Genomic DNA, 18,360 nt, shown 5'->3' on the forward strand with positions numbered 1-18,360 from the left:
GCTCGTCTGATCGCCTATTTCCAGAACGGCTTCAGCTTCTTCAGCCTTTTCTCGCTCTTTCGCGCATGGTCGATCGCGTCCTGCGCCGCATGCGCGAACCAGCCGCGCACGAAGCCCGAGGCGCGCAGGGTTGCGCCGCCATCGCCGTCAATCTCGTCGAGCAGGCGCTGCGCCGTCGCCATGTCGTTGAAGGCGCCGAGGCCGTCCTGCATCCGCGCGAGCGTCGCCGTGTAATCGGCGGCGTCGTCCGCATCGAAAAGGGTCTCGAAGAACTCCGCGCCATAGCGGGCTTTCTTGAGGGCGATGCGCGCCTGATGGCGCTCCTCCGGCGTGCGCTCGGCGAGGTTCTTCGATTTTCTCCGCACGCGCTTGCGCAAGCGGCCCAACGCCGCGCGGGCGAAGTCCATCGCCGCGCCTTCGTCGGCCGCGCCCGGCGCGGGCTCCCAGTCGCGCCCGGCGATGGCCTTGCGGAACTCGGCCAGAAAGACGTCCGTCTCCTCGCCCTCCAGCGCCGCCCGCGCCGCGTGATAGGCGCCGGCCCGGCGGCCGTCGAGGTCCCGGAGCAGCGCATGGAAGCTCGGGTCGTCTCCAAGCGCGGCGCCGGGGCCCTCGTCCAGCATCTCGCGAAACACGTCCCAGTTTCGGGCGGCGCCGAGCGTCGCGCCGAGGCGTTTCGCTCGCGCCTTCGCCGCGTCGAGCCTTTCGCCTTCGAGCGCCTTGCCGAACAGCCCCATCGCGGCGCGCAGCCGCCGCAGCGCCACCCGCATCTGATGCACGCTTTCGACGGACTGCCCGGCGAGGAAACACGCGATATTCGCCTCGAAATGGTCGAGAGCGGCCGAAAAGACGCAGACCGCGGCGTCCTCGACCGAATCGCTCTCCAGAAGCTTGACCGGCTTCGCCTTTTGCGCGGCCGCCACAGCGGAGGGCTCCGGCCGCGCGGCCAGGTCGCCATCCTTCGAACGATTCATGGCCGTCTCCCTGCTTGCAGCGGATTCTGGCGGCCGCCCCGCCCGGGTCAAGCGCGGCGGCCCAGAACGTTGCGGACTTGATTAAGACGCCCGCCCCTGCTTTATCGCGGCGCAACAATCCCGAAAACTCGCAGGAGACCCGCGCCCATGTCCGTCTGGCCCGTCTATGGCAAAATCACCGGCCCGATCGTTCTGATCGGCTTCGGCTCCATCGGGCGCGGCATCCTGCCCCTGATCGAGCGCCATTTCGAGTTCGACAAATCCCAGTTCACCGTCATCGACCCGGTTGACGCGCATCGCCGGCTGCTCGACGAGCGCGGGATCGCCTTTCTGCAGGAAAAGCTGACGCCGCAGAATTACCGCGAGATTCTCACCCCCCTGCTCACGAAGGGCGGCGGACAGGGGTTCGTCGTCAATCTCTCGGTGGACGTCTCCTCGCTCGCCATCATGCAGCTCGCCCGCGAGCTGAAGGCGCTCTACGTCGATACGGTCGTGGAGCCCTGGCCGGGCTTCTATTTCGACAAGAGCAAGGGCAACGAGGCCCGCACCAACTACGCCCTGCGCGAGACGATCCTCGACGAGCGCCGCAAAAATCCGGGCGGAACGACGGCCGTCTCCTGCGTCGGCGCCAATCCGGGCATGGTGTCGTGGTTCGTCAAGCAGGCGCTGGTGAACATCGCCAAAGACACCGGCGTTTTCGACCGGGAGCCCGCGACGCGCGCCGAATGGGGCGCGCTGGCGCAGAAGCTGGGCGTCAAGGGCGTCCATATCGCCGAGCGCGACACCCAGCGCGCCCGCGACCCCAAGCCGCTCAATGTCTTCGTCAACACCTGGTCGGTCGAGGGCTTCGTCTCCGAAGGCATGCAGCCGGCGGAGCTCGGCTGGGGCACGCATGAGAAGGCCCTGCCCGACATCGGCCGCGCCCATTCGACGGGCTGCGGCGCGGCGGTCTATCTGCTCTCGCCCGGCGCCAATACGCGCGTGCGGAGCTGGTGCCCGACGCCCGGCGCGCAATACGGCTTCCTCGTCACCCACAATGAGTCGATCTCGATCGCCGATTATTTCACCGTGCGGGACGCTTCGGGCAAGGCGGTCTACCGGCCGACCTGCCATTACGCCTATCACCCGGCCAATGACGCCGTGCTGAGCCTGCACGAGATCTTCGGCGCCGCCGGCCGCATGCAGCCGGAATGGAAGATCCTCGACGAGCACGAAATCATCGACGGAATCGACGAACTCGGCGTCCTGCTCTACGGCCACGCCAAGAACGCCTATTGGTACGGCTCGCAGCTCTCCATCGAGGAGACGCGCGACCTCGCCCCCTACCAGAACGCCACCGGCCTTCAGGTGTCTTCGGCGGCGCTCGCGGGCATGGTCTGGGCGCTGGAGAATCCCGAGGCCGGCATCGTCGAGGCCGATGAGGTCGACTACAAGCGCTGCCTCGAGGTGCAGCTTCCCTATCTCGGGCCGGTGAAGGGCTATTACACCGACTGGACGCCGCTGGAGGGCCGCCCGGGGCTCTTCCCCGAGGACATCGACGAGAGCGATCCCTGGCAGTTCAGGAACATTCTCGTGCGCTGACGCAAGCGCCGTTCAACGTCTCGTCTCGACCCCCCGCGCCCCGCGCGGGGGGTTGATTTTTGCCCGGCGCTCTCTTTCTCGCGCCTGCCGTTTGCAAGAAACCAACCTGCGCGAAACCAACTTGCGCGGAACCGATTTGTTCTTTATATGTTCCTTATTCGCGTTATGTTCCGTCGCGGCGGGTCGAGCCGGGGCGGGGCATGAAGTCCCCAAAGTCGCGATGACGGGAGGTCGGCGCTCCGCCGGCCTCCCGTCGAAGACGTCAGGTGAGCTCATGGGTCGGCCCGCGCCAATTTCACCGGAACCACAGACCGCCGGCGTCGAAACCGCCGGCGTCCTGGTCGACGCCGAGCGCCGGCGCGGTCGCGGGGCGCTGACGAAACGCAGCGGCCGTTACGAAACCGAACGACGCGAGGAGACCGACGACGGCTGGGGGTCGCTCGAAAGCCTCGAGGCGCTGAAGACGACCATTCACGTCGAAAAGCCGCGCTCGATCATCACCCGAAACGACTCGCCGGACATTTCCTTCGACCGCTCGATCAATCCCTACCGCGGCTGCGAACATGGCTGCGTCTATTGTTTCGCGCGGCCCACGCACGCCTATATGGGCTTTTCGCCGGGGCTCGATTTCGAGACCGAGATTTTCGTCAAGGAAGGCGCCGCCCAGCTTCTCGAGCGCGAGCTCTCGGCGCAAAATTACACGCCGAAAGTCATTGCGATCGGCACGAACACCGATCCCTATCAGCCCTCCGAGAAGCGCCATCGGGTGATGCGATCGGTGCTCGAAACGCTGGCGCGGGCGAAACATCCGGTGGCGATCGTGACGAAATCCGCGCTCGTCCTGCGCGATCTCGATCTTCTCTCCGACATGGCCCGGCAGGGCCTCGCCAAGGTGGCCTTTTCGGTGACGACGCTCGATCCGAGGCTCGCCCGCATCATGGAGCCGCGCGCGGCGACGCCGGCGCGCCGCCTCGACGCGATGGAGGCGCTCGCCGCCGCCGGCGTGCCGGTCGCCGTGATGGCGGCGCCGATCATTCCGACGATCAATGACGATGAGATCGAGGCGATTCTCGCCCGCGCCCATGCGGCGGGCGCGCGCGAGGCGGGCTACATCCTGCTGCGCCTGCCGCTCGAGGTGCGCGATCTCTTCAGCGAATGGCTCGTTCAGCATTTCCCGGACAAGGCGCGCCACGCGCTGTCGCTCGTGCGCTCGACGCGCGGCGGCAAAACCTATGACGCGACCTTCGGCAAGCGCATGACGGGCGAGGGACCCTACGCCTGGATGATCGGCCGCCGGTTCGAGGTGGCGGCGAAGCGCCTCGGCTTTTCCCAGACCACGGCGAAACTGCGCACCGATCTCTTCGAGCCCCCGCGTCGCGGGCCGCAGCAGCTCGCGCTCTTCTAGATGGCTTTCCGCCCGGTTCGGCTGAAGTCGCACGCGGCGGGTCGCAGGAATGAAAAGCTGAGACCGCAAGGAGAGGTTCCGCGCCGTCCATGAAATCGGACGCACGGAAAGCAGCCTCGCGCAATCTCCACGGGCGCTCCGTAATGTATTTCAACTTTTAATAAGGTATTGGCTTACTAAAAACTCCATCACTGATTGTATTTAACGCCGATGTTTATATTTGAGTCGCCCGATCAACCCAGCCGTGTTTAAGTAAAACGGTAGGTTTTCGCCGTCTGGGAGACGGAACACGAGGCGCCGATGCAAAATGTGGATGAGGCTGTTGATGCTCTCGCGCGGAAGAGCAACCTGCCGACGCTCAAGCTCAACGACGCCGGAGTCGCCGAAGTCGTCGTCGGGGAAAATCTTTCGGTTCTCCTGATCAAGAGGGGTCAAACCGAACTCGAATTCGCGACCTATCTCGAGGCGCGGCAGGACCGGAATGAGTCGGTCCTGGCCAGGCTGCTGCAGGCGAACCATCTGGGCGACGCTGTCGGGGCCGGTCGGATCGCGCTCGATCCGGACACGGACAGGCTCCTTCTCTGCGAGCGTGTCGACGCCGCGATGGTCGACGAACACAGTCTCGAACGGCGGCTGCTGGAGTTCATCAAATACGCCGCCTTCTGGCAGTCGGAGGAGGCGCAGGCGCTTCTTGGAGATGAAACCAGCGTTTCCCCCGGCCTGTCCGAGGGGATGTTCCGCATTTAGCATTTAGCGTCCCCAGAGGGAGCCTTGATCATGTCGCACATCGAAGGCCGCCGCGGAACAACCGCCCTGCTGCTCACCGAAACCGTTCAGACTCAGGCCGGCGCGATCGGGGGCGCCCATGTGGCCGTTGGTCCCGCCGTCCATCGGCCGCCGTTGCACACGCGCGCCTTCAGGTCCGTCCAGTCATTCGGTCGATCCGCTGGGGGCGTGATCGCCAGCGGCTATCGCTCCCTGCGCGACGCGGTCGGCGCCCGCGTCGGCGGGCATCATGCCAACAATCACATCTATATCGAGACCCCGGTCGTTCCCGAAATCTTGCGGACTCCTGCCGAAGTCCGCGCCGCGCTGTCCGCACAACTGCCCCCAACCGTCACTGTCAGCGAGACCGGCGAAATCTCCGGGAAGTGGGAAACAAACGGCCTCGCCAAGGGGTCCCCGCTGGCGCAAGAGAAATCGAAAAGCTTTGCCGAAGTGCTGCTCGCAAACCCGCCGAAGAACGAAAAAGCTTATGGGGACATCAAGATTTCGGGCCAGGCGCAGTCTGATTTTTACCGAATGAATTACACAATTCGTAATGGTGAGAAGACCTTCAACTCCATCCGCGACCTAGAGGGAAAAACCGATCAGGCCGAGAGAAACGAGTCTGTCGCAAACCACCTGCATGGGTTGACCCAGAATCGCGAGGCGACATTCGTCCTGTCGAACATCCTGACTCAGCAACTTGGTTCATTTATAAGTTATGGCTATGAGGACAATAATAAAAATGCAGTCAATTTCTCGCCTTTAGGGCAAGGGCAAGGGAAAACAGGCATCGATCTTTTCTTTCGCCAACCCGGCGGCGAAGAAATCGCTGTCGCCCCAAAGGCCATGGGCGGCATGGAATTTAATATTTTCAAGGAAGGAGATGATTTCAAGGTCGACGTCGACTGGGAATATTTCGCCTCGAAAGCGGGCATGGAGGATCTCGAGGGAATGGACGGCTCCCTCTTGAAGATAAACGCGCATATGACCATGACAATTGACGGACTGAGCGCGAACCAAGGCGTCCTTGCCTTCAAGGAAGAGCCAAGAGCGACGATGGATTTCCACGGCCAGATGGCGACGCAATACTCCAGCTAGACCCACGAGAGCCGATCGTGAAGCCGCGCCACCGTTGCGCGGAAAGTGCGCCGCCGCGTTTTGGCGTCCGCGCAGTTTTCTGTTGCCAGAAGCGCGCGCCGGCGCTTTCTTCCCGACATGCGCGCCGCCAAAACCGACAGGGCTCCGACCCGCTCTCCCACGGTCCCCTCATGAGCGCCGGACCCGATTTCCGTCTGGAAGGCCGGCTGTTCCGGCAGGGCGTCTGGCCTGTCGCGGGCGTCGATGAGGTGGGACGCGGGCCGCTCGCCGGCCCGGTCGCCGCGGCGGCGGTCATCCTTGATCCCAAACGCCTGCCGCGCGGCCTCGACGACTCCAAGGCGCTCACACAGAAGGCGCGCGAGGACGCCTTCGAGCGGATCATGGCCCAAGCGCTGGCGGTCAGCGTCGCCTTCGTCACCCCAGCCGAGATCGACGCGATGAATATCCGGCAGGCCTCGCTCGCCGCAATGGCGCGCGCCGTGGCCGGTCTCTCCCGCGCGCCCGCCTATGTGCTGGTCGACGGATCGGATCCGCCTGCACTCGGCTGTCCCTGCCGCGCCATCGTCAAGGGAGACGCCTCGACGCTGTCCATCTCCGCCGCGTCGATTGTCGCCAAGGTCGCGCGCGACGCCATGATGCGGCGACTTGCCGCGCGGTTTCCCCATTATGGTTTCGAGACCAATGTCGGCTACGCCGCCCGGCGCCATCTGGAGGCCCTGCGCGATCACGGCCCAACGCCCGCGCACCGTTTGAGTTTTTCGCCCCTCCGCGAGGACCGTTAATTTTCCCCTTATTGCTAAGCTTGTTATTCCATTAACAAAATCGTCCGAAAAAGGGACGGCTCCGCTTCCGTTCGCTATACGCGGCCTTTACCTCGTTCCGGCATCATCCTGCGTGTTGGTAGCGTATGTGGTGTTGCGTAGATGAGTAGCGCGCGCGTCGGGGCGGCCCGCCTCACAACCCGGATCAAGGTATCGCGTACCGGGGGTTCCAGGGGAGGGCCGCGCCGCGCCGCGCCGGCGCCGCGCAATGTCATCTTGCAGGGCGACTGCGCCTCGCTCATGGGCGGACTCGAGGCGGAAAGCGTCGATCTCGTCTTCGCCGACCCGCCCTATAATCTCCAGCTCGCAAACAAGCTGACGCGGCCCGACCAGAGCCTCGTCGACGCCGTCGACGACGACTGGGACAAATTCGCCGATTTCGCGACCTATGACGCCTTCACCCGCGAATGGCTTGCCGCCGCGCGGCGCGTGATGAAGCCGACGGGGACGATCTTCGTCATCGGCTCCTATCACAACATCTTCCGCGTCGGCGCCATCATGCAGGATCTCGGATTCTGGATCCTCAACGACATCGTCTGGCGCAAGAACAATCCGATGCCGAATTTCCGCGGGCGCCGGTTCACCAATGCGCATGAAACGATGATCTGGGCCTCGCGCGACGCCTCGGCGAAGAACTACACCTTCAATTACGAGGCGCTTAAGGCCGGCAATGAAGATTGCCAGATGCGCTCGGACTGGCTCCTGCCGATCTGCACCGGCGCTGAGCGCCTGAAGGACGCGCAGGGCCGCAAGACCCATCCGACGCAAAAACCCGAAACGCTTCTGGCGCGCGTCATTCTTTCGGCGTCCAACGCCGGCGACGTCGTGCTCGATCCCTTCTTCGGCTCCGGCACCACCGGGGCGGTCGCCAAACGCTTGCGCCGGGATTTCATCGGCATCGAGCGCGACCCCGTCTACGCCGAGGCCGCCGCCGCGCGCATTCTCGCGGTGGAGCCCCTCCCGGCCGAGGCGGTGGCCATCGCGCCGTCGAAACGCAGCGAGCCGCGCGTGGCCTTTTCGAGCCTCGTCGAAGCGGGCCTGCTGGCGCCGGGCGCGGTTCTGACGGACGCCAAGAGGCGTCACACCGCCATCGTGCGCGCGGATGGCGCGGTAGCGCTCTCGGGTTTCATCGGCTCGATCCACAAGACCGGCGCGCTGGCGCAGGGGCTCCCGGCCTGCAACGGCTGGACCTTCTGGCATTATGAAGAGAACGGCCGCCTCGCGCCCATCGACGCCCTGCGCGCGCAAATCCGCGAAAGCCTGCGGGCGGCGGAATAGAAAAAGCGGGTCTGCTCAAAAGGGCGCTAGCCCACCGCGCCCCGCCTGGCAGGGCCGCGCTCCCGCGAAGGGAGCGACCGCGCCGGCAATTGAGAGACTGTTCCGCTGAGAGACTGTTCCGCGCGCCGCCTCCCGCGAGGCGCGCAACACGCGCACCCCTCGGGGCGGCGCCTGAAACGCGCCTCAGCTCAACATGCCCGCGTAAAAGCCGACCAGCAGCACGAAGCCGATGAAGCCACGGTAGGCGACGAAGGGCCAGGCCGAGAAACGCTCGAGGATGCGCAACAGGCCCCAGATCGCGACAAAGGCCGAGAGCGAGGCGACGATCAGACCGACGGACAGAACCGACCAGCCGTGCAGATCGAGATGCGCCTTGTGCAGCTCCCAAAGCTCCTTGAGTCCGGCGAGGGCGATCGCCGGCAGCCCGAGCAGGAAGGAGAAGCGCGCCGCTTCCTCCCGCTTGAGATCGAGAAACAGCGCCGCCGTCAGCGTCGAGCCGGACCGCGAGACGCCGGGGATGAGCGCGCCAACCTGGGCGAGGCCGACGATCATCGCATCCTTCAGGCTCACATGATCGAGCGTGCGCTGATGGTTGCAGTACATCTCGGCGATGGCGAGCAGCGCCGCCATGACGATGCAGGACACGCCGATGACGGGAAGGGTGCGCAGCGGCGAGCCGCAGACGTTGAGCGTATGCGACAGCAGAAGACCCGCCAGACCGATGGGAATGGTGGCGAAACCGATCCACATCACGAAGCGGAAGCTCCAGTCGTTGAAGTCGCGCCGGCGCAGGGCGGCGACCGAGCCGACCGCCAGCGTGCGGATGTCGTCCCAGAAATAGCTCACGACCGCGGCGAGCGCCGCGAGCTGCATGGCGGCGGAAAAGGCTGAGCCGGGGTCCTTCCAGCCGAGCAGCGCCGGGACGATGCGCATATGGGCGGTGGAGGAAATCGGCAGAAGCTCGGTGATCCCCTGCACGACGCCGAGCGCCGCCACTTTCATATAGCCGAGGTCCACGAAACCCGTGTCGAGACCATTGGTGCACGCCGTCGCCATTTTCTCTCCCGCTGGAAGCGGCGCATCCCAAACACGCCGGGGCTTACGGAAATTCGACTGTGCCCATATTTGGTTAATGGAGAGAAAACATGGCGGGCGCAGGCTTTTTTCGCCCGCGCTGGAGGTTGAGGGCGCCGCTCCTCAGTGGAACAGCGCCAGCGCCTTCAGCACAGTCATCGACACGCCCCAGGCGAGCGGAATCCCGACCGCCGCCCAGGCCAGCAGCAACACCGGCGAAATCGCGCCGTTGCCGCGCGACCGGATCGCCGCGACGGGCTCCGTCGGCGGCTCCAGTTCGTCCTCAATATAATCCTCGAAGTCGGCGTGCGGCTCTTTCTCTTCCTCGCGCACGGCCGCGACGCTCGTCTTCTTGGCGGCGGCGACCTCCTCGTCCGTCATATAGTATTTCTCATTCACGGGACGGACCAGCAGATTGCAGACGAGGCCGAGAAGCAGCAGGCCCGCCAGCACATACATGGTCTGATTATAGGCCGCCTCGCGGGGCACGCCGATCGAGAGCTGATATTCGCGAATGTAATTGACCAGCACCGGCCCGAGCACGCCCGCCGTCGACCAGGCGGTGAGCAGCCGCCCGTGGATGGCGCCGACATAATGGGTGCCGAAAATATCCGCCAGATAGGCGGGAATGGTCGCGAAGCCGCCGCCATACATGGTGATGATCACCGCGAAGAGCAGCACGAACAGGAAGACGACGCCGCCCTTCGCCGCGAAGGGCACGGCTCCGTAGAGCAGGAGCCCGGCGACGAAGAAGATGGCGTAGGTCCCCTTGCGCCCGAAGGCGTCCGAGGCCGAGGCCCAGCCGATGCGCCCGCCGATGTTGCACAGGCTCAAAAGGCCCGTGAAGCCCGCCGCAATGGCGGCGATCTGCTTCTTCTGGTCGGGCGAGAGCTGGTCGAAGCCGACGTCGAGGCCGATCAGCCGGCCGCCGAACACCTCCTGCAACATGGGCGAGGCCATGCCGAGCACGCCAATGCCGGCCGAGACATTGAGGCAGAGCACGCCCCACAGCAGCCAGAATTGCGGGGTCTTCCAGGCGACGTCGAGATGCACATGGCGATGGGTGACGAGCGCATTGGCGGCCGGCGCGGGCGGAGTCCAGCCCTTGGGAGCCCAGCCCTCCGGCGGCACGCGATAGCCCAGCGCGCCCGACACCATGAAGACGAAATAGATGGCGGCGAGCGCCACGAAGGTCTGCCAGACGCCGGGCGACGTCGGAGTCGCGAAAACGCCCATCAGCTTGTCGGCGAGCGGCGCGCCGATCATCGCGCCGCCGCCGAAGCCCATGATGGCGAGACCGGTGGCGAGGCCGCGACGATCGGGAAACCATTTGATCAGCGTCGAGACGGGCGAGATATAGCCGAGACCGAGGCCGATCCCGCCGATGACGCCGGAGCCGAACCAGAGCATCCAGATCTGGTGCAGGGAGACGCCGAGCGCCGAAATCAGCAGGCCGCCGCACCAGCAGAAGGCGGCGGCGAGGCCCGCCTTGCGCGGCCCGGCGGTCTCCAGCCAGTGGCCGAAGATCGCCGCCGAGGAGCCGAGCAGCACGAAGAACAGCGTGAAGGTCCAGCCGAGCCAACTGATCTTCCAGTCGCAGTCTGTCGCGACGATGGTTGAAAGGAAGCTCATGTCGGCCGGGCAGTCCTTAGGCGCCGCGCCGCCCACGACGCGCGACAGCGGCAGCCAGAAGACCGAGAATCCATAGGCCATGCCGATGCACAGATGGATAGCCAGCGCCGCCGGCGGCACGAGCCAGCGATTGAAGGCAGGTGAGGCGACGGTCCGTTCGCGGGACAGAAAACTCGGTGGCGGCGCAACGGCGACGCCCATCACAAACCCTTTCCGGCGCGTGAAAAGCGCGCCGATCTGACGCTGATGTAAAAAGCGGAACGCTTCAACCTCATGAATATCGCGCTGCGGGAGATTGAGCAATAAATGGCGGCGCTTTGCCCCCTCCCTGTCCCTCCCCCGCTTCGCGGGAGAGGGGACACTCACGATCAGCGCTCTCAGTGAAGCCCGGCTCTGCTCCCGCTCCCGCCATAGCCCCGTCTCTCAAGACGCGCTATGGCGGGGGAGGGGGCGATGCAGCCCGCCCAACCCGCTCAGTTCACGCTTTTCTCAATGATCTGCGCGAGATCCGTCATGATGACGTTGAGGTCGTAGTTCTTCGGCGTATAGACCGCCGCGACGCCCGCATCGAGCAACAGCTTCTCATCCACCGGCGGGATGATGCCGCCGACGACGAGCGGGGCGGAGACGCCCTCCTCCTTCATCAGCCGCATGACCTCGTGCGCCAGCGTGACATGCGAGCCGGAGAGGATGGAGAGGCCGATGCAATGCGCGCCCTCCTTCTTCGCGGTCTCGACCAGTTCGGCCGGGGTGGAGCGGATGCCGGCGTAGATCACGTCGAAACCCGCGTCTCGCGCGCGCACGGCGATCTGCTCGGCGCCGTTGGAATGGCCGTCGAGGCCCGGCTTGCCGACGAGGAATTTGGCGCGCCGGCCGATCTTTTGCGAGACGCGCTCCACCTCGCCGCGCACCTTGTCGAGCTGGCCGCCGACCTGACGCGCTGTCGAGGAGACGCCCGTCGGCGCGCGATATTCGCCGAAGATGCCGCGCAGCACCGCACCCCATTCGCCGGTGGTGACGCCCGCCCTGGCGGCGGCGATCGACGGCTCGACCATGTTGCGTCCCTCACGGGCGGCGCGGGCGAGCTCATCGATGGCGGCCTGCGCGGCCTTCTGGTCGCGGCTCTCGCGCCAGACTTTCAGCCGCGCGATCTGATCAGCCTCGACGCCTTCCGGCACGACCATGATGGCGTCCTCGCCCGAGGCGAGCGGCGAGGGCTCGCTGGAGGTGAACTGATTGACGCCGACGACGACCTGCTCGCCGGCCTCGATCGCTTCGAGGCGCGCGGTGTTGGATTCGACGAGCTTCGACTTCATGTAGCCGAGCTCCACCGCCTTGGCCGCTCCGCCCATTTCGTCGATCTTCCTGAGCTCGGCCTTCGCCTCTTCCTTCAGTTCGGCGACCTTGCGGGCGATCACCGGATTGCCGTCGAAGATGTCGCCATATTCGAGCAGATCGGTCTCATAGGCCATGATCTGCTGCATGCGCAGCGACCACTGCTGATCGAAGGGACGCGGCAGGCCCAGCGCCTCGTTCCAGGCCGGAAGCTGCACGGCGCGGGCGCGGGCGTTCCTGGAGAGCACCACCGCCAGCATTTCAATGAGAATGCGATAGACGTTGTTTTCCGGCTGCTGCTCGGTCAGGCCAAGCGAATTGACCTGCACGCCATAGCGGAAGCGGCGCAGTTTCTCGTCCTTCACGCCATAGCGGTCGCGGGTGATCTCGTCCCACAGCTCCGTGAAGGCGCGCATCTTGGAGAGCTCGGTGACGAAGCGCATGCCGGCGTTGACGAAGAAGGAGATGCGCCCGACGACCTGGGCGAAATCCGCCTCCGACATGCCGGCGGCCTTGACGCCGTCGAGGATCGCGACCGCCGTGGCGAGGGCATAGGCGAGTTCCTGCGCCGGCGTCGCGCCCGCTTCCTGCAAGTGATAGGAGCAAACGTTCATCGGGTTGAACTTGGGGCATTCCTTCGTGGTGAAGAGAATGAGATCCTGCGTGAGGCGCAGCGACTGCGCCGGCGGAAACACATAGGAGCCCCGCGACAGATATTCCTTGATGATGTCGTTCTGCGTCGTGCCCTGAAGCTTTGCACGGGGGGCGCCTTGCTCTTCCGCGGCGGCGATATAGAGCGCCATCAGCCACACGGCGGTGGCGTTGATGGTCATGGAGGTGTTCATCTCGGCGAGCGGAATGCCGTCGAAGAGCGTGCGCATGTCGCCCAGATGCGACACCGGCACGCCGACCTTGCCGACCTCGCCGCGCGAGAGGATGTGATCGCTGTCGTAGCCGGTCTGGGTCGGCAGATCGAAGGCGATGGAGAGACCCGTCTGGCCCTTGGCGAGATTGGAGCGATAGAGCCGGTTGGACGCCTCGGCGGTCGAGTGACCGGCGTAGGTGCGGAACATCCAGGGCTTGTCGCGGCGCGGGGCGGTCGTGTCGGTCATCTCGGTCCTCCTCGCCGCTGCGATAGCATGGGCGAGACGCAGGCGGAAGCGGGCGCGACGCCGCGTTTGTGCGAGTGATGAGCAACCCCCACCCCACCCCTCCCCCGCTTCGCGGGAGAGGGAGCACATCCGGGCCTTCATCAAGAAAGTCGATCGTGAGGGTCCCCTCTCCTGCGAAGCGGGGGAGGGACAGGGAGGGGGCCTGGCGGCATGAATAGACTAAATCGTTTCACTCCCCCGCCCGCGCCTGCGCGAGGCTTTGCGCCGCCTCCGGCCACAGCGCGCGCAGCGGCAGCGGCAGACTGGCCACCACCTTGGCGATCTCGTTGAAATCCAGCCGGCGCCACATCAGCGCGAAGACCGCCCGCGCCGTCGCTTCCGGGTCCATGCGGAAGCCCTGAAACAGCTCCCGCGCGATGCGCGCCTCGAAATCATCGAGCCGCCGCGTCACATCCGGCGTCCCGGCCGGGCGCCAGCCGGCGTAATAGATGCCGCGCACCAGCAGCGGAAGCTGCGCCCCGAGATGCACCGCCTGCTCGGGCTCCAGCCGGTCGCGCAGGGCGTGCAGCACGGCGCGCAGCGCGCTATAGGCGTGGGGGCGGTCGCCGAGATCGTGCTCTTCCGCCAGTTCCTTCAGCCAGACATTGGTTTCCTGAACCGTGTGATCGAGCGCCGTCACCTGCGTTTCGCTCATGGCTCGTCTCCCAAAGACCCGCCAGCCGCCGATGCTCGCCAGATAGACGGCGGCCGGGCGCGAACAAGCCGGGCGGCGCGCTCCGCCCGGCGCCCAGCCGTCAGACGGCGCCTTCCCGCAGCGGCTTCACCCGCCGCGCCTGCGGCCCCTTGGCTCCCTCCTCCTCGAAAAACGCCACACGTTCGCCAAGCTTCAGGCTGTCGAAGCCGGGCGCGCCCACGCTGTTGCGATGGAAGTAGATTTCACGCCCGTCGGCGCTCTCGAGCAGGCCGAAGCCGTCCGCCGGGGAGAGGCTTTTCACCACCCCCGTCGGCATGGCCTCGTGATGTTTCACGTCGCCACGAATTTCGCGGACCGCGTCCTCCAGCTGCCGGTCGGCCCGTTTGAACGCGTCGCCCAGCGCGAACCAGACGTCCTGGAAGCGCTCGTCAGGGTCCGGCGTGCGCGTGACGGCGACCTCGCGCCCATCGGGCAGCGCGATGCGGATGTTGAACTCGTAATGGCCGCCGGTCCTGTGATGCGCGCCCGGCCCCCTGGCCACGACCCGGCAGGCCGTCATCCGCCCGTAAAGCTTTTCGAGATGGGCGATCTTTTCCTCAATTCTGGCGCGCAGATCGTCCCGCGGCTCCATCCCCTGAAAATCGATCTCCGGCGAAGTTTGCATGGCCGTCACCCCGCGATGGCGTTCGGCCCCCCTCGACAACATATCGCGCCGCCCGTCGCTCAGGGAGTCGCGGCCATCGGCGAAACCTGCGCAACCCATCGATATTTTCTCCCTATGCCGGGCGTCGCGCGACCATTATAAGCTCGCCGGATATTTCAACGCGCCGAAACCTGTTCCGAGTGGAGGGAGCCTGACCTTGAGCGAGAAGAAAGACCTTTACGAGTTGGGCGAAATCCCGCCGCTCGGCCATGTTCCCAAGAACATGGACGCCTGGGCGATCCGGAAGGAGCGCCATGGGCCGCCGGAGACGGCGATGCAGCTCGAGGTTCTCCCGACCTGGGAGCTCGACAGCCACGACGTGCTCGTCCTCGTAATGGCCGCCGGCGTCAACTACAACGGCGTCTGGGCCTCGCTCGGCGAACCGATCTCGCCGCTCGACGGACACAAGAATCCCTATCACATCGCCGGCTCCGACGCCTCCGGCATCGTCTGGGCGGTGGGCTCCAAGGTGAAGCGCTGGAAGGTGGGCGACGAAGTCATCATCCACTGCAACCAGGACGACGGCGACGACGAGGAGTGCAACGGCGGCGACCCGATGTTCTCGCCCTCGCAGCGCATCTGGGGCTATGAGACGCCGGACGGCTCCTTCGCCCAGTTCTGCCGCGCGCAGGACCGCCAGCTCATGCCGCGCCCGAAGCACCTCTCCTGGGAGGAGTCGGCCTGCTACACGCTGACGCTGGCCACCGCCTATCGCATGCTCTTCGGCCATGAGCCGCATGAGCTGAAGCCCGGCCACAATGTGCTGGTCTGGGGCGCCTCCGGCGGCCTCGGCGTCTTCGCCGTGCAGCTCTGCGCGGCCTCCGGCGCCAACGCCATCGGCGTGATCTCCGACGAGTCCAAGCGCGATTACGTCATGTCGCTCGGCGCCAAGGGCGTGATCAACCGCAAGGACTTCAAGTGCTGGGGCCAGCTCCCCAAGGTCAATTCGCCCGAATATGTCGAATGGACCAAGGAAGCGCGCAAGTTCGGCAAGGCGATCTGGGACATCACCGGCAAGAAGGACGTCGACATCGTCTTCGAGCATCCGGGCGAAGCGACCTTCCCGGTCTCCTGCCTCGTCGCCAAGCGCGGCGGCATGGTGGTGTTCTGCGCCGGCACCTCGGGCTTCAACATCACCTTCGACGCCCGCTACGTCTGGATGCGCCAGAAGCGCATTCAGGGCTCGCATTTCGCGCATCTGAAACAGGCGGCGGCCGCGAACCAGTTCGTCATCGACCGCCGCATCGACCCCTGCATGTCGGAGGTCTTCGCCTGGGACAAGATCCCGCTCGCCCATATGAAGATGTGGAAGAACGAGCACGCCCCCGGCAATATGGCGGTGCTGGTGAATGCGCCCGCGCCCGGCCTGCATACGGTCGAGGACGTGGTCGAGGCCTATAACAACAAGAAGAAGTAAGCGGCCTTCGCTGTATCATCGAGACGGCGCGCCGGGCGACTGGCGCGCCGTTTTTTTGCGCTCAACAGCAGCGAAACGCCCGCTCCCCGCCGCCGCCGAAGCGCGCGTTCTCGCGCGCGCGGAAGAATTCCGCCCGCGTCATGACGGGCCGGCCCGCGTGCGTCGCGCGCATATGCGCGACATAGGCGTCGTAATCCCCCTGCCCCACCATGAGCCGCGCGCCGTCGCGCAGCTTCGTGGCGAGACGCGCGAGATCAAGCCCCGGCAGGCTGCAACATCTCATCCGAGGTCTCCCGTGTCGTGACAGCATCCGACGCCCGCGCCCCCTTGATGGCCTTGAGCGCGAAGCCGAGGATCGACAGCACCAGCACGATGTAGATCGCGCAGAGGCTGGCGTCGACGTAATCGTTGAAGATCACGCGGCGCATCTCCTCGACGGTTTTCGCCGGCGCGAGCAACTGGCCCTTGTCGAGCGCCGCGGAAAATTTCGTCGCATGGGCCAGAAAGCCGATGCGCGGATCCGCGTGGAAAATCTTCTCCAGCCCCGCCGTCATGGTGCAGATGTAGAGCCAGGCCGTGGGAATGACGGCGACGAAGGCGTAACGCTCGCGCTTCATGCGGAAGAGCACCACGACGCAGAGGGTCAGCGCCATGGCGGCGAGCATCTGATTGGCGATGCCGAAGAGCGGCCACAGCGTATTGATGCCGCCGAGCGGGTCGATGACGCCCTGATAGAGGAAATAGCCCCAACCGGTGACCGCGACGCCCGTCGCCGCGAGATTCGGCCCCCAGGCGTTGGTCTGCCGGAATGCGGGAATGAATGTGCCGATGAGGTCCTGAATCATGAATCGCGCCACGCGCGTGCCGGCGTCGATGGTGGTCAGGATGAACAGCGCCTCGAAGAGAATCGCGAAGTGATACCAGAAGGACTTCGCCGCCGCGCCGCCGATGACCGACGAGAGGATATGCGCCATGCCGACGGCGAGCGTCGGGGCGCCGCCGGTGCGCGACAGAATGCTCTTCTCGCCGACGTCCTGCGCCACGCCCGTGAGCGTCTCCGGCGTGACGGCGAAGCCCCAGGCGGAAATGGCGTGCGCCGCCGCCTCGGGCGTCGCCCCGATGACGCCGGGCGCGCTGTTCATGGCGAAATAGACGCCGGGCTCGAGCACGGTGGCGGCGATCAGCGCCATGATGGCGACGAAGCTCTCCATCAGCATGGCGCCATAGCCGATGAAGCGCGTCTGCGTTTCGTCGGCGATCATCTTGGGCGTGGTGCCCGACGACACCAGCGCGTGAAAGCCCGACACCGCGCCGCAGGCGATGGTGATGAACAGGAAGGGGAAGACGCTGCCCGCGAAGACCGGCCCCGTGCCGTCGATGAAGCGGCTCACGGCGGGCATTTGCAGATCGGGCCAGACGATGAAGATGCCGAGCGCCAGCGACGCGATGGTGCCGATCTTGAGGAAGGTCGAGAGATAGTCGCGCGGCGCCAGCAGCAGCCACACCGGCAGCACCGAGGCGACGAAGCCATAGGCGATGAGCATGAAGGCGAGCGTCTCGCCCTTGTAGGAAAACAGCGGCGCGAGCGTCGCGCTCTCCGCGACAGTGCGGCCGAAGGCGATGCTGGCGATGAGCAGCACGAAGCCGATGAGCGACATCTCGCCGATACGGCCCGGCCGGATGTAGCGCCCATAGACGCCCATCAGCACCGCGATCGGCAAAGTGGCGAAGACCGTGAAGGCGCCCCATGGGCTGTCGGCCAGCGCCTTGACGACGACGAGCGCCAGCACGGCCAGCAGAATGATCATGATCGAGAGGATGCCGACCATGGCGATCACGCCGGGGACATGGCCCATCTCCGTCTTGATGAGATCGCCGAGCGAACGCCCGTCGCGGCGCGTGGAGATGAAGAGGACGAGAAAATCCTGCACCGCGCCGGCGAAAATCACGCCGGTGAGCAGCCAGAGCGTGCCGGGCAGATACCCCATCTGCGCCGCGAGCACGGGGCCCACCAGCGGGCCGGCCCCGGCGATGGCCGCGAAATGATGGCCGAACAGCACCCATTTGTCGGTCGGCACGTAATCGAGCCCGTCATTGCGTCGATGCGCGGGCGTGCGCCGCCGGGCGTCGAGGCCGAGCACGCTGTCGGCGATGAAGCGCGAATAGAAGCGATAGCCGATGGCGTAGACGCTGATCGCCGCGGTGACGAGCCACATGGCGTTGACCGGCTCGCCGCGCGCCGTGGCGAGCGTATGGAGCGCGTAGAGCGCAAGCGCGAAGACGAGCGCCCAGGGCGCAAGGGAAAGGAGATTCTGACGGGCCGGACGTGCGGACATGAGCGCGCTCTGAATGCGTTTGGGGGAGAAGGTCTTGGGTGAAAATACCGAGCGTTGGAAAGTGCGTCTACGGCTCGGCCTTGAAAAAACCCCGGCGGCCACGAACGGCTAGCCCCTCACCCCAACCCTCTCCCC

15 protein-coding genes are annotated in these 18,360 nt (G+C 65.6%); 7 read left to right on the forward strand and 8 right to left on the reverse strand.

Annotated features, from left to right (window positions below):
• Window positions 1-14: 14 nt before the first annotated feature.
• Window positions 15-971 (reverse strand): CHAD domain-containing protein, encoded by a 957-nt coding sequence (locus ACR652_RS12930; RefSeq protein ID WP_434506897.1) that lies wholly within the window; start codon window positions 969-971, stop codon window positions 15-17.
• Window positions 972-1,118: 147 nt separating this feature from the next.
• Between ACR652_RS12930 and ACR652_RS12935 the strand changes: the two genes are divergently transcribed.
• The 6 genes from ACR652_RS12935 to ACR652_RS12960 all read left to right on the forward strand — a co-directional run bounded on the left by ACR652_RS12935 (window position 1,119) and on the right by ACR652_RS12960 (window position 7,922).
• Window positions 1,119-2,552, forward strand: a complete 1,434-nt coding sequence (locus tag ACR652_RS12935) for a homospermidine synthase (protein WP_434506898.1) — start codon at window positions 1,119-1,121, stop codon at window positions 2,550-2,552.
• Window positions 2,553-2,826: 274 nt separating this feature from the next.
• Window positions 2,827-3,957 (forward strand): PA0069 family radical SAM protein, encoded by a 1,131-nt coding sequence (locus tag ACR652_RS12940; RefSeq protein WP_434506899.1) that lies wholly within the window; start codon window positions 2,827-2,829, stop codon window positions 3,955-3,957.
• Window positions 3,958-4,257: 300 nt separating this feature from the next.
• Window positions 4,258-4,704, forward strand: a complete 447-nt coding sequence (locus ACR652_RS12945; protein ID WP_434506900.1) for a type III secretion system chaperone — start codon at window positions 4,258-4,260, stop codon at window positions 4,702-4,704.
• A gap of 30 nt (window positions 4,705-4,734) precedes the next feature.
• Window positions 4,735-5,823: a hypothetical protein gene (locus ACR652_RS12950; RefSeq protein ID WP_434506901.1), complete on the forward strand. Its 1,089-nt coding sequence runs from the start codon at window positions 4,735-4,737 to the stop codon at window positions 5,821-5,823.
• Between the two features lie 170 nt (window positions 5,824-5,993).
• Window positions 5,994-6,605: a ribonuclease HII gene (locus ACR652_RS12955; RefSeq protein WP_434506902.1), complete on the forward strand. Its 612-nt coding sequence runs from the start codon at window positions 5,994-5,996 to the stop codon at window positions 6,603-6,605.
• A gap of 141 nt (window positions 6,606-6,746) precedes the next feature.
• Complete coding sequence (locus ACR652_RS12960; protein ID WP_434506903.1) at window positions 6,747-7,922, forward strand: site-specific DNA-methyltransferase; 1,176 nt, start codon at window positions 6,747-6,749, stop codon at window positions 7,920-7,922.
• A 183-nt stretch (window positions 7,923-8,105) separates the two neighbouring features.
• Here ACR652_RS12960 and uppP read toward each other — a convergent pair whose 3' ends face one another.
• The 5 genes from uppP to ACR652_RS12985 form a co-directional block, all read right to left on the reverse strand.
• Window positions 8,106-8,978 (reverse strand): undecaprenyl-diphosphatase UppP, encoded by an 873-nt coding sequence (uppP, locus tag ACR652_RS12965; RefSeq protein ID WP_434506904.1) that lies wholly within the window; start codon window positions 8,976-8,978, stop codon window positions 8,106-8,108.
• Window positions 8,979-9,119: 141 nt separating this feature from the next.
• Window positions 9,120-10,829: an OFA family MFS transporter gene (locus ACR652_RS12970; protein WP_434506905.1), complete on the reverse strand. Its 1,710-nt coding sequence runs from the start codon at window positions 10,827-10,829 to the stop codon at window positions 9,120-9,122.
• 272 nt (window positions 10,830-11,101) lie between these two features.
• Window positions 11,102-13,075: a methylmalonyl-CoA mutase family protein gene (locus ACR652_RS12975; protein ID WP_434506906.1), complete on the reverse strand. Its 1,974-nt coding sequence runs from the start codon at window positions 13,073-13,075 to the stop codon at window positions 11,102-11,104.
• Window positions 13,076-13,304: 229 nt separating this feature from the next.
• Entirely contained in the window at window positions 13,305-13,769 is a 465-nt protein-coding gene (locus ACR652_RS12980) for a DUF2267 domain-containing protein (protein WP_434506907.1), read from the reverse strand.
• 100 nt (window positions 13,770-13,869) lie between these two features.
• Window positions 13,870-14,433: a cold shock domain-containing protein gene (locus tag ACR652_RS12985; RefSeq protein ID WP_434506908.1), complete on the reverse strand. Its 564-nt coding sequence runs from the start codon at window positions 14,431-14,433 to the stop codon at window positions 13,870-13,872.
• A gap of 196 nt (window positions 14,434-14,629) precedes the next feature.
• Here ACR652_RS12985 and ccrA point away from each other — a divergent pair, with 196 nt between their 5' ends.
• Window positions 14,630-15,889, forward strand: coding sequence for a crotonyl-CoA carboxylase/reductase (gene ccrA, locus ACR652_RS12990; protein ID WP_434506909.1), 1,260 nt, complete (start codon window positions 14,630-14,632; stop codon window positions 15,887-15,889).
• 61 nt (window positions 15,890-15,950) lie between these two features.
• Here ccrA and ACR652_RS12995 read toward each other — a convergent pair whose 3' ends face one another.
• Both ACR652_RS12995 and ACR652_RS13000 read right to left on the reverse strand, forming a co-directional pair.
• Complete coding sequence (locus ACR652_RS12995) at window positions 15,951-16,172, reverse strand: YbdD/YjiX family protein (RefSeq protein ID WP_434506910.1); 222 nt, start codon at window positions 16,170-16,172, stop codon at window positions 15,951-15,953.
• Window positions 16,144-18,225: a carbon starvation CstA family protein gene (locus ACR652_RS13000; protein ID WP_434506911.1), complete on the reverse strand. Its 2,082-nt coding sequence runs from the start codon at window positions 18,223-18,225 to the stop codon at window positions 16,144-16,146. Before ACR652_RS13000 ends, ACR652_RS12995 begins: the two co-directional genes overlap by 29 nt.
• Between the last annotated feature and the right edge of the window lie 135 nt (window positions 18,226-18,360).

The sequence above is a fragment of the Methylocystis sp. genome (genome assembly GCF_051061225.1).
In the GTDB taxonomy this organism is placed as follows: Bacteria; Pseudomonadota; Alphaproteobacteria; order Rhizobiales; family Beijerinckiaceae; genus Methylocystis.

Excerpts from the sequence above, each read along its gene's own strand:
- ACR652_RS12960 (WP_434506903.1), top strand. The coding sequence starts at position 6,747 with ATGAGTAGCGCGCGCGTCGGGGCGGCCCGCCTCACAACCCGGATCAAG.
- ACR652_RS12940 (WP_434506899.1), top strand. The coding sequence starts at position 2,827 with ATGGGTCGGCCCGCGCCAATTTCACCGGAACCACAGACCGCCGGCGTC.
- ACR652_RS12930 (WP_434506897.1), bottom strand. The coding sequence starts at position 971 with ATGAATCGTTCGAAGGATGGCGACCTGGCCGCGCGGCCGGAGCCCTCC.
- ACR652_RS12970 (WP_434506905.1), bottom strand. The coding sequence starts at position 10,829 with ATGGGCGTCGCCGTTGCGCCGCCACCGAGTTTTCTGTCCCGCGAACGG.
- ACR652_RS12995 (WP_434506910.1), bottom strand. The coding sequence starts at position 16,172 with ATGAGATGTTGCAGCCTGCCGGGGCTTGATCTCGCGCGTCTCGCCACG.
- ACR652_RS12935 (WP_434506898.1), top strand. The coding sequence starts at position 1,119 with ATGTCCGTCTGGCCCGTCTATGGCAAAATCACCGGCCCGATCGTTCTG.
- ACR652_RS12980 (WP_434506907.1), bottom strand. The coding sequence starts at position 13,769 with ATGAGCGAAACGCAGGTGACGGCGCTCGATCACACGGTTCAGGAAACC.
- ACR652_RS12950 (WP_434506901.1), top strand. The coding sequence starts at position 4,735 with ATGTCGCACATCGAAGGCCGCCGCGGAACAACCGCCCTGCTGCTCACC.
- ACR652_RS13000 (WP_434506911.1), bottom strand. The coding sequence starts at position 18,225 with ATGTCCGCACGTCCGGCCCGTCAGAATCTCCTTTCCCTTGCGCCCTGG.
- ACR652_RS12975 (WP_434506906.1), bottom strand. The coding sequence starts at position 13,075 with ATGACCGACACGACCGCCCCGCGCCGCGACAAGCCCTGGATGTTCCGC.
- uppP (WP_434506904.1), bottom strand. The coding sequence starts at position 8,978 with ATGGCGACGGCGTGCACCAATGGTCTCGACACGGGTTTCGTGGACCTC.
- ACR652_RS12955 (WP_434506902.1), top strand. The coding sequence starts at position 5,994 with ATGAGCGCCGGACCCGATTTCCGTCTGGAAGGCCGGCTGTTCCGGCAG.
- ACR652_RS12945 (WP_434506900.1), top strand. The coding sequence starts at position 4,258 with ATGCAAAATGTGGATGAGGCTGTTGATGCTCTCGCGCGGAAGAGCAAC.
- ACR652_RS12985 (WP_434506908.1), bottom strand. The coding sequence starts at position 14,433 with ATGCAAACTTCGCCGGAGATCGATTTTCAGGGGATGGAGCCGCGGGAC.